The sequence below is a fragment of the Bacillus sp. FSL R5-0447 genome, assembly GCF_038606125.1.
Lineage (GTDB): Bacteria > Bacillota > Bacilli > Bacillales > Bacillaceae > Bacillus > Bacillus velezensis.
This window is the reverse complement of record NZ_CP152012.1, coordinates 3,729,619-3,746,822: the sequence shown is the minus strand read 5'-3', so window position 1 is coordinate 3,746,822 and position 17,204 is coordinate 3,729,619. Positions and strand designations below refer to the sequence as shown.

Here is a 17,204-nt window from a genome sequence, read left to right as displayed (position 1 = left end):
TCAACATAAATTTTAATATTAAAGAGGCAAGATCAAGACGTTGCATCAATTGTAACAAAGATAATATCGCAGCATAAAAACAATAACTTTTTAAGAGGTGCAATATGAAACCCTATACAAAATCAGTATTAGAGGATGGAGTTAATATAACACTAGATCAATTACTTGGAATTTATGCTAACGAGAAATCAAGGGGAGTTTACTTTACTCAATCCGATGGCTCTGAATTGTTTGAGTCTTATGAAAGTCTTTATTTTAATGCCAAATCCATCTTAGGGGCACTACAAAAGCAGGGATTTCAGAAGGGCTCTTATATTATCTTTCAGACAAACAATAATTTATCCTTTATAAGGTTGTTTTGGGGTTGTATTTTAGGAGGCATGATCCCCGTTCCTCTGTCTGTACCGCTAATTGCATCGCCTGACACTGAAGCTTTCAAGAAGTTAGTGAAAGTAAGTGAGCAGTTGCCGAATGCGTGGATAATTACTGATGAAAGAAATTTAAATACGTTTAGAGAAAGTTATGAAGCCAATAATTTGAAATACTTAAAGTATGAAACCTTAGCATGTAATATGGAAGAGGGGCAATGCGTTACAGTAGATTGTCAGGACTTAGCGTATATACAATATTCGTCTGGCAGCACAGGTAACCCTAAAGGAGTAAAATTAACACATGAAAATCTAGTTTATAATTTGGCACAGATAGTAGATCGTTTGAAACTAGACACAAATGATGTCATGGCTAGTTGGTTACCATTGACACATGATATGGGCTTGATCGGTTATCATTTAACTCCGATATTTGCGGGTATATCTCATTCCCTTCTAAATTCGGGTACATTTTTAAAGAAATCTTGGCTATATCTTCAAAAATGTGCGCAATTAAAAGCAACGGTGCTTGTAAGTCCGAATTTTGGATTAGACTGGATGATAAAGACTGTAAAGGATTCACATTTAGAAAATATTGATTTATCTAGTGTGCGAAACATAATGTGTGGTGCAGAACCAATATCAATGGATACCATTAGACGATTTTATGAAAAATTCTCGTCTTCTGGCTTGCGTGAAAATACGATCCATCAAGTCTATGGTATGGCAGAAGCTAGTCTGGCTGTTACTATTCCTGAAGAAGGCCATAATAGAAGTGTATGTATTAACCGTCATAAAGCTCGTATTGGTCAAGAAGTGGAGTATATAGAAACGAAGGAGCCAAATGCAGCAGAGTTTGCCATAGTAGGAGAACCATTATATGAATTAGAAATATTGATTGTAGATGATGAAGACCACATCTTAGGGGAAAATTACATAGGCAATATAGTGATCAAGGGGAAAAATGTATTTGAGGGATATATGAATCATGATAGTTCCCCTTTTAATGAACAGGGCTTCTTCTGTACAGGAGATTTAGGACTTTTACGCAATGGAGAACTCATTGTAATGGGCAGAAAGAAGGATATTCTGTTTGTAAATGGTCAGAATTATTATGCTAGCGATATAGAAAATATGTTAACATTGGCGATCCCAGAGTTGTCTCAAGTCGTTGTGTGTGGTGTTCGCAATCCGTCATCGATCAGGGATGAAATTATAGTATTTGTACATAATCGAAAAGATGCCAAGGCATTTTTGCCACTTGCCCATCAAGTGCAGGATATGGTATTAGAACGGGTTGGAATAGCTGCAGATTATGTAATTCCAATAAAAACGGTACCGAAAACAACAAGTGGAAAGGTGCAACGTTTTCTTTTAATAGAGCGATTTGAGAATCATGAGTTTGATGAAGTTATCGCAATAGCTCCATATTCTTATCAGAGTATCAAGGAATCTGCAAAGAAGTCAGCATGGAACAAAACGGAGATTGAAAATCAAATCGTTGAAATTGCAAAAGAAGTATTCTCTATCCCTTCTTTGAAAGTAGACGATACGATTTCTCGGATGGGAGTTAGTTCGTTAACGTTGATTCGTTTCCAGGATGAAATAAATCAACGATTTCAAGTCGAAATCCCTATTGTAAGCCTTTTCAAAATGTCCACCCTGGAACAAATAATTAAGATGGTTGAGGAACAACTAAAGGCAGAGGATGTCAATGCATCCGAATTAACAGGGAATAAAGACATGTGGTATGAGCCGTTCCAGGTAACAGAAATACAAGGAGCCTATTTAGTTGGAAGACAAAATATTATGGAAATGGGTAATGTCTCCACCCATGCCTATTATGAGTTTGAAACAGAATTAGATATTAAACGCTTAAACGATGCATTGAATCATGTTTTAGAGCGTCAGCTTATGCTGCGTACTATTTTTGATGATACAGGAATGCAAAAAGTTCGGCGTTCTAATTCTTCTTATGAGATTTGTATTGAAGATTTACAAGACTTGTCTTTAGAGGATCAACAAAAACGTATATTGGAAAAAAGAAATAGCAGGTCACATTTTGTTTTCCAACAAGATCATTGGCCATTATTTGAGTTGACTGCATTTATTCTTGGTGAGAAGAAAAATTATCTCTTCCTGGATATTGACTTATTAATTGCTGATGGAGGCAGTTTATTAATTTTAATACAAGAGATAATGGATTATTATGAGAAACCGAATATGGAGATTAAACCTTTAACATTCCAATTCTCAGATTATGTAAGGGCATTGGAGAGCTTTCGTGAATCTTCCGCCTATCAAAAAGCTCAAGACTATTGGCAAGCCAAAATAGAGGATTTTCCCTATGCACCTCAGCTACCATTAGTTTGTGAGCCAGAATTCATAGAGAAACCAATATTTCAGCGAATTGAGAAAAGTCTGACAACTGATCAATGGAATATTGTGAAGGGCCTGGCAACTCAGTACGGTGTAACACCATCTGTATTCTTATGTACAATTTATGCGGAAGTTTTGTGCAAATGGAGCAATCAATCCAGAATGGCACTTAATTTAACATTATTTAATCGACAGTCCTTTCATCCAGACGTAATGAAGTTGATTGGAGATTTTACATCAGTTTTATTGTTAGATATTGATTTATCTGTTCATCGTGCTTTTTGGGAGAAAGCATCTATGGTTCAAGATATATTATTTGAAGCAGTAGACCATCGTTTTTATAGTGGTGTTGATGTTATACGAAATATTGCAAGTAAGAGAGAAATGACTAGTAAAGCGATTATGCCAATTGTATTTACTAGTATGTTATTCGATAAATCGGAATTTGCAGATACGTTGACGAAATTAGGGAAAATTAAATACGGAATAAGCCAGACCCCTCAAGTATTTTTAGATTTCCAAGTCACGGAAAGAGACGGACAATTAATTATGACTTGGGATTATGCAAAAGATTTGTTTGATGAAGACATGATCAGTGCCATGTTTGAAACGTATCAACTTCGATTACAGCAAGTTATAGACAATAAACTTTCATCTATGCCGCTGCCTGTAACACAGTATCAACTACTGCTTGATTACAATCGTACACAAGGAGATTATGAAGGGGATTTACTGCAAAGATTAATAGACCAGCAATGCCAGAAGACTCCCGATGCTATTGCAGTCAAATTAGGACAGGATACATTGACCTATGGCGAGTTGGCGAGAAAATCCAATCAGGTCGCTCGTTATTTAGCAGAACAAAACTATGCACTCAATTCTTATATTGGAGTTTGGGCAGAGAGACGAATTGAGACCATTGTAAATATGGTAGCTATTTTAAAATCCGGCCATGCTTATATTCCTGTTAATCCGGAACATCCTGAGGAAAGAATAAAATATATCGTGGAACATAGTGATATCAAGCTCATGATTCATCCAGATTTATATGAAACAGAGAACCTTTCCACCTATAACGATGGCGCCTTAGAACTGTTAGAAGGCTGCCAGCAGGATAGAGCCTATGCTATCTATACGTCAGGAAGCACTGGACATCCTAAGGGTGTTGTGATCACCCATGAAGCAGTAGTGAATACATTATTAGATATTAATGAGAAATTCCAAGTAAATAGCGAAGATAAAATCATTGCCCTATCATCGATGAGCTTTGATTTATCCGTCTATGATATTTTTGGAGCACTCATTAGCGGAGCTCAGTTAGTATTAATTCCAGATCTTTTAGATATGGCCAGTATTCATCAGATCATGATCGAAGAAGAAATCACGATATGGAATTCGGTTCCGGCAATTATGGATATGTATCTAGAAAGCACAAAGCAAGACACGGTGCATAGCACTTCAGCAGAGCGCTTACGTATGGTGATGCTAAGTGGAGACTGGATTTCTCTTGGTTTGCCAGCGAAAATCAAAACAAGAATGCCAAAAGCACAAGTCATCGGGTTAGGTGGAGCAACGGAAGGCTCTATATGGTCCATATATTTCCCAATCACAGAAGTGAAGCCAGAGTGGAAAAGTATCCCTTACGGCTATCCGCTGAAAAATCAACAAATTTACGTACTGGATGAATGTGGGGAAGAATGCCCAGTAGGCGTACCAGGAGAACTGCATATTGGTGGAAAAGGAGTCGCCGCAGGTTATCTCAATGAAGAAGAGAAGACGAAGGCCGCCTTTATCAACCATAGATTAGGTTATCTGTACAAAACAGGTGATTATGGTGTCATGCGTCCGGAAGGATATGTAGACTTCCTGGGAAGAAAAGATAGTCAAGTTAAGATACGTGGACATCGTGTCGAACTAGGAGAAATAGAACACTGTATCAATCATTTGCCACATATTCACCAGTCCGTCGTCGCTGATTACAGTGATTCACATGGAGAGAAGCAATTGTGTGGGTATATTGTTGCAGATGAGACCGTAGAATTGGCAGAAATAAAAAGAGAGTTAGCCAAACATCTGCCTGATTATATGATCCCGGCACAATTCATACAGGTAGATGAGATTCCACTATCTGCAAATGGTAAAGTAGATCGTAAATTATTGCCGAACCCGGAACAGTTTATTGAAGAAACTAAGATGATAAGGGGTTATGAGGCACCAAAGACCCAGACGGAAAAATTGGTAGTAGAGGCATTTGAACATGTACTTGGTATGGAAAGAGTAAGTGTAAATGACAATTTCTTTGATTTGGGTGGAGATTCGATTAAGGCTATCCATATTCTAAACAAGATAAGAGAAGCTGGATACGATAGCTCCATGCGAAATCTTTTGATGGAGAGAACACCAAAGCTAATAGCCATGAATTTATCCACAAAAAAAGAAATTATGCCTGCGGAGCAAGGAGAAATAACTGGTGAAATTTCACTGACACCAATTCAAAACTACTTCTTCGCACAAAATATGATAGATCCTGAACATTTTAATGTATGCCAAGTGTTTAAGGTTCGTGAAAAACTAAATGATCTGGCACTACAAAAAGCTTTATCTGCGTTAGTGCAGCATCATGATATGTTGAGAGCTACGTACAAAGATAAGAAACAGGTTATAGGGAAAGTAGAAGATAAGAAATGGTACGGCTTTACAAAAATAGCATGTGAATCTGAAGAGATTCAGGAAAAAATTAAGACAACGAAAGTAAAGATGGATTTGGCGGAAGGACCATTATTGCAGGCTGTTTTATTTAGTACGCCGGAGCAAGATTATATGATGTTGCTAGCTCATCATATGATAATGGATGTGATTTCCTGGCGGATTTTAACTGAGGATTTGGAGAAGGGCTACTCTCAAGCTTTGAATCAAAAAGAGATAACATTACCAGCTAAAACCGTTTCCTTTAAAGTATGGAGCGAAGGATTAGCTTATTACAGCCAGAGTGAAAAGTTAAAGAGAAGGTTAGCTTACTGGTCAGAAATAGAAAATAAATTGGTTGATGGTAAGTTAAAAGAAGATGGAATTGATGATAAATTCGAACCAAAGACAGCCGTGGCATGTCTTAATGCCGCTATCACAGAAAAGTTATTAAAAGAAAGTGCACATGCTTATAATACAGAGATTAATGACTTGCTTGTAGCAGCACTAGGACGTGCGGTAAACAAAGTAACAGGTCAGAGAACGCTTGCTATACAGATGGAAGGACATGGTCGTGAAGAAACAGTAGGCTCTTTTGATTTAGGTAGGACAATAGGATGGTTCACTAGTATATATCCCGTAGTTTTAGATGAGTTAGGCACTAATATTGCACAGGATATTCGAAATACGAAAGAGACACTACGACGCGTACCAGGACATGGAATTGATTATGGCATCATAAAGAATGCAGCCATGGGTAATCCAGAAGAAATGGATGTAGAAGTGGCACCAGATATATCATTTAATTATCTTGGAGAACTAGGAACAAAGACTGAATCTGGCGATCTATATTTCGAGTTTTCACAATTAGGTTATGGACAGGATACGAATCCTCGTAATCAATTTGGACCATCCATTAACGTCATAGGTCATGTGCAAAAAGGTAGTTTATCTATGACAGTAACCTGCAACAGCAGTCGTTATTTGGCTGAGAGAATTGAGCAAATAGGAAAAGCATATGAAGAAGAACTGATAGCAGTCGCAGAACATTGCTCCCACGCACAGAAGAGTGAGTCAACGGCAAGTGATTTTGGTGAGAGCGTATGGAAAGATAGCGAATTTTGTTATGTACAGGAAGCTGTCGAAATCCGCGGCCAGGAAATTCAACGTATCTATCCATTGGCTCCTGTGCAAGAGGGAATGCTCTATGAGAAGCTTATGGATGAATCATCTACAAAATATGTTGTTCAGCAGACGTTGCGATTGGCAGATGTAGATGTAGAGAAGATGCACAAAGCTTTTAAGTATTTAGCAACACAGCATGATATTTTACGTACAAAAATCTGTTATCGGGGAGTAAGTGTACCAAGACAAGTTGTGTTGAAAGAAAGAATGCCGGAATTTAATTATATGGAAGTAGATAATGAATCGGATTATCTTGATTTAAAGGAACAAGATGTAAAACGAGGATTTGATTTAGAAGAAGATACACTACTTCGTATGAATCTGATAAAAATAAACAACAGTGGTTATCGGTTGATCATGACAAACCATCATATTATTTTAGATGGTTGGTGTTTGCCAATTTTGCGTAAAGAATTATTTAGTGCGTATATGGCAACAGATGAAGAACAATTAAAAACACCTAATCAGGCTGCTTCTAATAAAATGGGTAGCTATGAAAAGTTTGTCCATTATATAAATGAAAAAGATAAAGAGACGAGCCTTAAATATTGGGAAGACCTTCTTCAAGGATATGAGACAAGGGCTGATATTCTACCTTTAGGTCGTCCAGATGAAACAGAAGAAGAGAGTCAGAGCCAAGAGTTTAAGTTAAGCATAGAGGTAACTGAACAAGCAGAAGCGATATGTGCCCAATATGATGTAACATTGAACACGCTAGTAGAAGCTTGTTGGGGCGTTTTATTGGAAAAATACAACTCAACAAATGATGTTGTATTTGGAAAAGTTGTATCTGGTAGAAATGCAGAGATTGAAGGTATTGAAGAAATCGTTGGTTTATTTATCAATACAATACCCGTACGTATATCGACAACAAACGAAGACACCTTTGCCGATTTGTTGAAATCATTACAGAGCCAGGCAATTATTGCAAATGAACACGATTTTCTTCCCTTAGCAGAAATACAGAATCATACTTTATTAGGAAGAGATCTAATTGGAACATTATTCTTCTTTGAAGGCTATCAAGGAACAAGTATAAATATTGATGGCAAATTAAATGTGGAATCCGAATATTACCGCGAACAAATTGGGTATGACTTGGGAATGACAGCATTTAAGAGTGATCGTATCCATTTTAGAATTCTTTTCAATACAAAGCTATATAACAAGGAACAAATAAACATTATTGGTTCCCATCTGCAAAGGCTTATGGAACAAGCAATTGCAGCACCACAGACGAAATTAATCGAATTAGGCATGACCAGTGAAGCAGAAGAAATGAAAGAATTAGTACAGTTTAACGCAACGGACAGCGACTATCCAAGAGACAAGACAATTGTACAATTATTTGAAGAACAAGTAGCAAGAACCCCCCATAATACAGCAGTTGTATGCGGGAATGAGCAATTGAGTTACGCTGAATTAAATGCTCGTGCCAATCAGCTTTCATTAAAGTTACGACGGGAATACCATGTCCAGCCTGATGATTTTGTTGCGATTATAGCAGAAAGAAGTTTGGAGATGGTGATCGGGTTATATGCCATCATAAAGTCGGGTGCAGCATATGTACCCATTGACCCATTGTATCCAGAAGAACGTATCGAGTATATATTGGAAGATAGCCAGCCTAAAGCGGTTTTAATTGGTCATGGAAAGTATAATATTTCTCCTGAAAAGGTTGTTAACTTATATAGTGAAAGCAATTATGGAGAAGGTGCAGGGAATCTAGAACATGTAAATACTCCTCGTGATCTTATTTATCTGGTTTATACATCGGGTACAACAGGAAAACCAAAAGGGGTTATGGTAGAGCATCAGAATATAGTCAATCAGCAGATGTGGACACAAAGAGAATACCCATTACACGAGGGAGAATCTCTTTTAATGAAGACCACTTGTGCATTTGATGTTTTTGCCTGGGAAGTATTTTGGTGGATGTTAGCGGGTGGTAAACTTGTTATTTTGCAACAAGGAGAAGAAAGTCAAAGTGATAAGATCATCAAGGTAATTCAGGAATATAAAGTCAATGCAATCCAGTTCGTTCCTTCCATGTTCAATATGTTTCTAAAAGAATTAGATATGAGCAAAGAAAAAATAAATACTCTGCGTTATATCATTAATATTGGTGAGAAACTGAATGCGGAAAGTGTGAGACATTATAATCAATTAAGGGAAAAAGGACAAGTAAGAGCAGAACTACTGAATCTCTATGGTCCAGCAGAAACTACAGTTAATTCCAGTGGATATCATTGTCCAACAGGCTTAGATGTAGATAAAATATTAATTGGTAAGCCTATTAGTAATACACAAATTTATATATTATCAAATGAAAAAATAGCCGGAATAGGTGTACCAGGGGAATTATGTATTGCAGGAGAAAGTGTGTCGCGTGGATACTTAAATCGTGAAGAATTAACAGCTCAGAAATTTATTAAAAATCCTTTTGGTTCAGGAATGATGTATAAAACAGGTGATCTGGCACGGTGGATACCGGATGGAAATATCGAGTACCTTGGCCGTATAGATGATCAAGTTAAGATAAGAGGTTTCAGAATCGAACCAGGAGAAATTGAAAGTACTTTGATGGAGCTCGAAGGAGTTAGTAGAGCAGCCGTTGTAGTACGACAAGACAAGCAAGGAGAAAAATATCTGTGTGCTTATGTAGTCGTTCATACAGAAATAGAAGAATTAGACGAAGATACAATCAAGAGTGAATTACGCAAGAAGTTACCAGACTATATGGTTCCTGTGTATATTATTCGAATTGACCAAATTCCATTAAGTCATAATGGAAAGCTGGACAAAGCGGCACTACCAGAACCAGAATACAAGCCTAAGGAATATGTAGCACCAATAAATAGAGAAGAGAAGTTAATAGTTGAAGCATTTGAGAAAGTCCTTGGAATAACAGGAATTAGTGTCAATGACAGCTTTTTTGACTTGGGTGGTCATTCACTGAAAGTTACATTATTGTGTAATGAATTAGAAAAGACAATCGGTATAAGACTGCAGCTTAGTGAAATATTTGCTTTATCTACACCAAAACGTATTGCAGAAAGAATTGGAAGCTTACAACAGGATCGTTTTTCGGAAATACCGAAAATAGCTGAAGCAGAGTTCTATCCTATGAGTTCTGTTCAAAAGCGACTTTATCTTCTCAATGAGATAGTAGGTCCTAGTATTTCCTATAACATTTCGAATGTCATAAAATACGAAAACACTCTGGATAAAGAGCAGTTACAGGGAGCATTAGATAAGCTCTTAGAGAGAGAAGAAGTATTAAGAACCAGCTTCCATCTTATTAATGGAGAGCCAGTTCAAGTGATTCAACCAGATGCGAGAGTAGTATTGGAATACAAAGAAGCAGATACACTAGATATTCAAGATGAATATGATCGTTTTGTTTGCCCATTTGATTTATTCAAAGCACCTTTGATGCGGGTTAAGTTATTACAGACACCACAAGCTTCATACTTGATGCTGGATATTCATCATATTGTTTCTGATGGAGAAAGTCTGCCTATTATGATGAACTGGATAAGCGAGTTATATGAAGGAAATACTTTACCAATCCCAAGGCTTCATTATAAAGATTTCTCTGCTTGGCAAATGACTCAGGATATTACGAAGCAGGCGGCATATTGGAAAAACGAGTTCTTAGGTGAAATTCCAATACTTAATTTGAATACAGATTTCCAACGTCCTAAGAAAAAGAGCTTCAATGGTGCCAACGTAAAAACTAAGATTGAAGAACCAGTTTTTATGGAAATAAAAGAATTAGCGAAGAAGCATGGTGCTACGGAATTCATGACTATGTTATCAACCTTTATGATTCTATTGAGCAAATACAGTCAACAGGAAGAAATTGTAGTCGGAACTCCTGTATCAGGTAGAACCCACGTTGATACACAAGAAATGCTGGGGATGTTTGTAAACTCTTTGGCTATCAAAGGAAAAGTGAAACAAGAGGAGAGTTTTGAACAAGTATTGCTTGGAGTAAAAGAAAAATGTCTTCGTGCGTACGATAATCAGGACTTTCAATATGAAGACTTGGTTGAGGCAGTAGATGTAAAGAGAGATTTATCAAGAAATCCATTATTTGATGTAATGTTCATGATGCCAGAGAGTGAAATTATGTCTGGTTCAAAGAGCATTGTGAGTGGAACATGGGTACCAATGGAAGGAAAAGTAGCTAAGTTTGATCTGAATTTAATGGTAATACACACATCAGAGGGTTATGTGGTCAACTTAGAGTATTCTACAGATTTATTTAAACAGGAAACGATAAAGCAAATGCTGGATGATTATGTTTTATTACTATCAGAAGTTATAAAACATCCAGAAGACCGTTTGCAAGAGCTACTTAAGAAAGAGGATGTTAAGAAAGAGGAGAAAGATTCGACCCAAGCAGAGCTTGATCATCGTGCCAATCATCTGGCACAGCAAGTTTCAGATTTGATGCGGGTATTGCAGCAAAGAGACCAAGCTTATTGGAAGGCAAAAGTAGACAATTTCCCGCATGCACCTCAGTTACCACTTCTTCCAAATGGGAATGCTGTAACCAACGCAACAGTAAAACGTTTAGAAACGAGAATTGCTGCGACAGACTGGGCGATTGTGAGAAACAAGGCTTTGGATAACAAAATTGCACCATCTGCGTTATTGTGCACAATATATGCGGAAGTTCTATTTAAATGGAGCAATCAATCCAATATGGCACTTAGCTTAAATCTGTTTAGTAATCAGCCTTTTCATCAAGATGGAATGTCTCTGATGGGGGATTTCGTATCGAAATTGTTGTTAGATATCGATTTATCATCTCATAGACCATTTTGGGAAAGAACTACTGAGATTCAGAATCGGTTATTTGAAGCGTTAGACCACAGATTTTACAGTGGGGTTGATTTCCTGCGTGATCTGGCTGAACACCGTGGTCAAGAAGGTCAAGCTATAATGCCATTTGTATTTACGAGTATGCTTCGTGACGAAGTAGATTTTTTCAATGCCAATATAGGTAGTAGGGGAGAATTGAAATACGGAATAAATCAGACCCCTGAAGTGTTTTTGGACTTCCAAGTTGCGGAAAGAGACGGACAATTAATTATGACTTGGGATTATGCAAAAGATTTGTTTGATGAAGACATGATCAGTGCCATGTTTGAAACGTATCAACTTCGATTACAGCAAGTTATAGACAATAAACTTTCATCTATGCCGCTGCCTGTAACACAGTATCAACTACTGCTTGATTACAATCGTACACAAGGAGATTATGAAGGGGATTTACTGCAAAGATTAATAGACCAGCAATGCCAGAAGACTCCCGATGCTATTGCAGTCAAATTAGGACAGGATACATTGACCTATGGCGAGTTGGCGAGAAAATCCAATCAGGTCGCTCGTTATTTAGCAGAACAAAACTATGCACTCAATTCTTATATTGGAGTTTGGGCAGAGAGACGAATTGAGACCATTGTAAATATGGTAGCTATTTTAAAATCCGGCCATGCTTATATTCCTGTTAATCCGGAACATCCTGAGGAAAGAATAAAATATATCGTGGAACATAGTGATATCAAGCTCATGATTCATCCAGATTTATATGAAACAGAGAACCTTTCCACCTATAACGATGGCGCCTTAGAACTGTTAGAAGGCTGCCAGCAGGATAGAGCCTATGCTATCTATACGTCAGGAAGCACTGGACATCCTAAGGGTGTTGTGATCACCCATGAAGCAGTAGTGAATACATTATTAGATATTAATGAGAAATTCCAAGTAAATAGCGAAGATAAAATCATTGCCCTATCATCGATGAGCTTTGATTTATCCGTCTATGATATTTTTGGAGCACTCATTAGCGGAGCTCAGTTAGTATTAATTCCAGATCTTTTAGATATGGCCAGTATTCATCAGATCATGATCGAAGAAGAAATCACGATATGGAATTCGGTTCCGGCAATTATGGATATGTATCTAGAAAGCACAAAGCAAGACACGGTGCATAGCACTTCAGCAGAGCGCTTACGTATGGTGATGCTAAGTGGAGACTGGATTTCTCTTGGTTTGCCAGCGAAAATCAAAACAAGAATGCCAAAAGCACAAGTCATCGGGTTAGGTGGAGCAACGGAAGGCTCTATATGGTCCATATATTTCCCAATCACAGAAGTGAAGCCAGAGTGGAAAAGTATCCCTTACGGCTATCCGCTGAAAAATCAACAAATTTACGTACTGGATGAATGTGGGGAAGAATGCCCAGTAGGCGTACCAGGAGAACTGCATATTGGTGGAAAAGGAGTCGCCGCAGGTTATCTCAATGAAGAAGAGAAGACGAAGGCCGCCTTTATCAACCATAGATTAGGTTATCTGTACAAAACAGGTGATTATGGTGTCATGCGTCCGGAAGGATATGTAGACTTCCTGGGAAGAAAAGATAGTCAAGTTAAGATACGTGGACATCGTGTCGAACTAGGAGAAATAGAACACTGTATCAATCATTTGCCACATATTCACCAGTCCGTCGTCGCTGATTACAGTGATTCACATGGAGAGAAGCAATTGTGTGGGTATATTGTTGCAGATGAGACCGTAGAATTGGCAGAAATAAAAAGAGAGTTAGCCAAACATCTGCCTGATTATATGATCCCGGCACAATTCATACAGGTAGATGAGATTCCACTATCTGCAAATGGTAAAGTAGATCGTAAATTATTGCCGAACCCGGAACAGTTTATTGAAGAAACTAAGATGATAAGGGGTTATGAGGCACCAAAGACCCAGACGGAAAAATTGGTAGTAGAGACATTTGAACATGTACTTGGTATGGAAAGAGTAAGTGTAAATGACAATTTCTTTGGTTTGGGTGGATACTCGCTTAATGTAATCCGGCTGTGTAATGAATTAGAGAAGAGCACAGGGGTAAGGTTACCACTTAGAGAAATTTTTGATTTAGTTACACCAAAAAATATTGCAGAACAAATAAAAAACTCAAAGGAGAATACGTTTGAAGAAATACCAGAAATAGCAGAAGCAGAAAGCTATTCTATAAGTTCAGCTCAAAAGAGACTTTATCTTTTGGACCAACTAACAGGCCCTGGTATAACTTATAATATTCCTTTAGTAATCAAGCTTAAAGTTAAACCAGACAATGAGCGACTTCAGAGGGCATTGGATCAATTAGTAGAGCATGAGGAAATTTTAAGGACAAGTTTCCATATCGTGAATGGTGAACCAATTCAAAAAATTTCTTCAGATGCAAGAATTGCGCTGGAGCACAGTGAAGTAAAGACAGCAGATTCACAGTATATCCAAGATGAATATAATACTTTCGTCCAACCATTTGACCTGTCAAAATCACCACTAATGCGTGCAAAAATACTGAATACTCCAAGTAATTCATATTTATTCCTGGATATTCACCATATTTTATGTGATGCAGGAAGCATGCCAGTTATGCTTTACAAAATACAAGAGTTATATGAAGGAAGAGAATTGTTAACACCACGAGTACAGTATAAAGACTTTTCTGCTTGGCAAAATGCTAGAGATATCACAGAACAGGCAGCGTACTGGAAGAAAGAATTCTCCGGTGATATACCAGTCCTGGATTTAATCATGGATTATCCACGCCCTCATAAACAAAGCTTTAGAGGTGCTAATTTCCGAACACAGGTAGAAGAAAAAACGAGTATTAAAGTAAAAGAGTTAGCGAAGAAGTATGGTGCAACGGAGTTTATGGTGTTGTTATCCACCTTTTTCTCTATGTTAGGAAAATACAGTCGACAGGAAGAAATTATAGTAGGAACGCCAATATCGGGCCGAAACCATACGGATACCCAAAATATGTTGGGCATGTTTGTAAACACTCTGGCAATCAAAGGGAATGTGTGCGCTGATGATACATTTGAGGATGTATTATTACGTACAAAAGAGAAATGTTTACAGGCATACGATAACAAGGATTATCAGTTCGAGGATTTAGTTGAAGCAGTGGGAGTAAAGAGAGATTTCTCAAGAAACCCAGTATTTGATGTGATGTTTGTATTGCAGGACGATGAGAGAGAGAGTTATTCGGATCGTATTCATATTGGAACAAGGGAATCCGTTGAAGGTAGTATTTCTAAATTTGATCTTACCTTAACCATGATAAGTGATTCAGAAGGCTATAAGATTGATTTTGAATATTCTACAGACTTATTCAAACCAGAAACGATCGAGTACATGGCAAAACACTTCTTAACATTAATTGAAGGAGTTTTAATGTCTCCGGAAAAGAAGCTGCAGGAGATTGCCATGGTAGATCTGTACGAAGAAGCAAAAATATTGGGTGAGTTCAATATGACGGATGCAGAATTCCCTCAAAATATGACGATTGTGCAGTTACTTGAAGAGCAGGCCGCCAGAATACCTAATAGTATAGCCATCACATTTAATGGACAACAGATGACCTATGCACAATTAAATGAACGGGCGAATGCTCTGGCAAGAAAGCTTCGTGAGGACTATAACATTCAACCCAATGACTTTGTGGTGATCTCAACAGAGAAGTGTTTGGAGATGGTGGTGGGTATATACGCTATTTTAAAGGCTGGAGCAGCTTACGTACCGGTTGATCCATCTTATCCAGAGGAAAGAATTAATTATATCATTAATGACTGTAAACCAAAGGTCGTATTATGCAGTACAAAAGAACCTGAAGTTGACATTCCTGTCATGCATCTTCATGATGAGGCAAATTATCAAATGGAATGCAGTAACCTTGTTCATGTAAATCACTCAAGTGATTTGATGTATGTTATTTATACCTCAGGTACGACGGGCCGGCCAAAAGGTGTTATGGTTCAGCATGTAAATGTAGTGCGATTACTCAAGAATGACAAGTTTAAGCTTGATTTATATGAAAATGATATTTGGGTTCAATTCCATTCTTATTGTTTTGATGTTTCGGTTTGGGAAATATTCGGAAGTCTATTGAATGGAGCAAAGCTTGTAATACCTTCTGAGGATACAGTAAAAGATGGATATGCCTTCGGAGAGCTGCTCCAAAAAGAAGCGGTAACCATCTTATGCCAGGTACCTTCACCATTCTATGCGTTGATCGATGCAACGACAGGACAAACCATAAATAGTTTACGATATGTTATTTTTGCAGGGGAGGCACTTTATCCAGCACATTTGAAGAAATGGCATGAGAACAATAGACATTGTCGTCTGGTTAATATGTACGGGCCAACAGAAACCACGGTATACGCTACTTATCGCGATATTGATGCTGAAGCCATCGAGAGAGGAATTAGCGATATAGGAATGCCACTTCCAACATTAAAGATTTATATATTAAATGGAAATGAACTTTGTGGAATTGGAGTTCCGGGTGAGGTATGTATAACAGGTGAGGGTGTATCTCAAGGCTATTTAAATCGACAAGACCTGACAGACGAGAAGTTTGTACACAACCCATTTGGATCCGGAAAGATGTATCGGACAGGTGATTTGGCACGTTGGTTACCTAACGGAAACATTGAATATATTGGACGGATGGATGACCAAGCAAAAATCAGAGGATATCGTATTGAACCACGAGAAGTAGAAAGCCGTTTATTGGAGCTTGAAAGCATAAATGAAGCTGTAGTCATAGTGCGAGAAGACAAAAGGAATGAGAAATTCCTGTGTGCCTATGTAATAACTGAGACAGAAATAGAAGAAAAGGACGTTAAGATCAAGTTAAGTAAAGTATTACCAGATTACATGGTGCCTGCACATATTATTTCGGTTGATGCGATTCCACTTACAAGTAATGGGAAACTTGACAAATCCTCATTACCACAGCCGCAGTACAAGTCACAGGAATATATTGCACCACGAAATGAATATGAAACTCTGATCGTGCAGGCATTTGAGAACATTCTAGATATTGAACAAGTCAGTGTAACTGATAGCTTCTTTGATCTAGGGGGATCTTCACTGAAAGCAGTGCTCTTGTGCAATGAATTGGAGAAGGCCATAGGAGTAAGATTGTCAATTAGAGATGTTTTTACTTTTGGTACGCCCGAGCAGATAGCGGGAAATATCGAGTCGATTGAGAGCGAGATGTTTGTGGCAATAGAACAAGCTTCAGCAGCTGAATACTACCCTACAAGTTCAGCTCAGAAACGACTCTATCTTCTGGACGAGATGACCGGACCTAATATTAACTACAACGTATCGGACGTTTATGCTTATGAAGAACCGCTAGATAAAGAAAGATTACAGAAGGCTTTGGATAAGCTGTTAAAGCAAGAAGAAATCTTGCGAACTAGTTTCCATGTTGTGGACGGTGAGCCTATTCAAACGATTTCTCCAGACGCAAGGGTTTTAATAGACTACAGCGAAGTGGACGAAATAGATATACAAACAGAATACGATAAATTTATACAACCGTTTGTTTTATCCGAAGCACCGTTGATGCGTGTGAAATTAATGAAGACAACAACGGCCTCCTATCTATTTGTTGATATTCATCACATTATATGTGATGGAGAAAGCCTGCCAGTTATACTGCAACAAGTGAACGAATTTTATGAAAATGATGGAACTGATTATGAATAA

The 17,204-nt window shown here is 37.8% G+C and carries 1 protein-coding gene; it reads left to right on the top strand.

Going from position 1 to position 17,204, the window contains the following annotated elements; all coding sequences use genetic code 11:
• Positions 1-104 precede the first annotated feature (104 nt).
• Positions 105-17,204 carry a non-ribosomal peptide synthetase gene (locus tag NYE68_RS18830; RefSeq protein ID WP_324674497.1) on the top strand — a complete coding sequence of 5,700 codons (17,100 nt, stop codon included), beginning with the start codon at positions 105-107 and terminating at the stop codon, positions 17,202-17,204.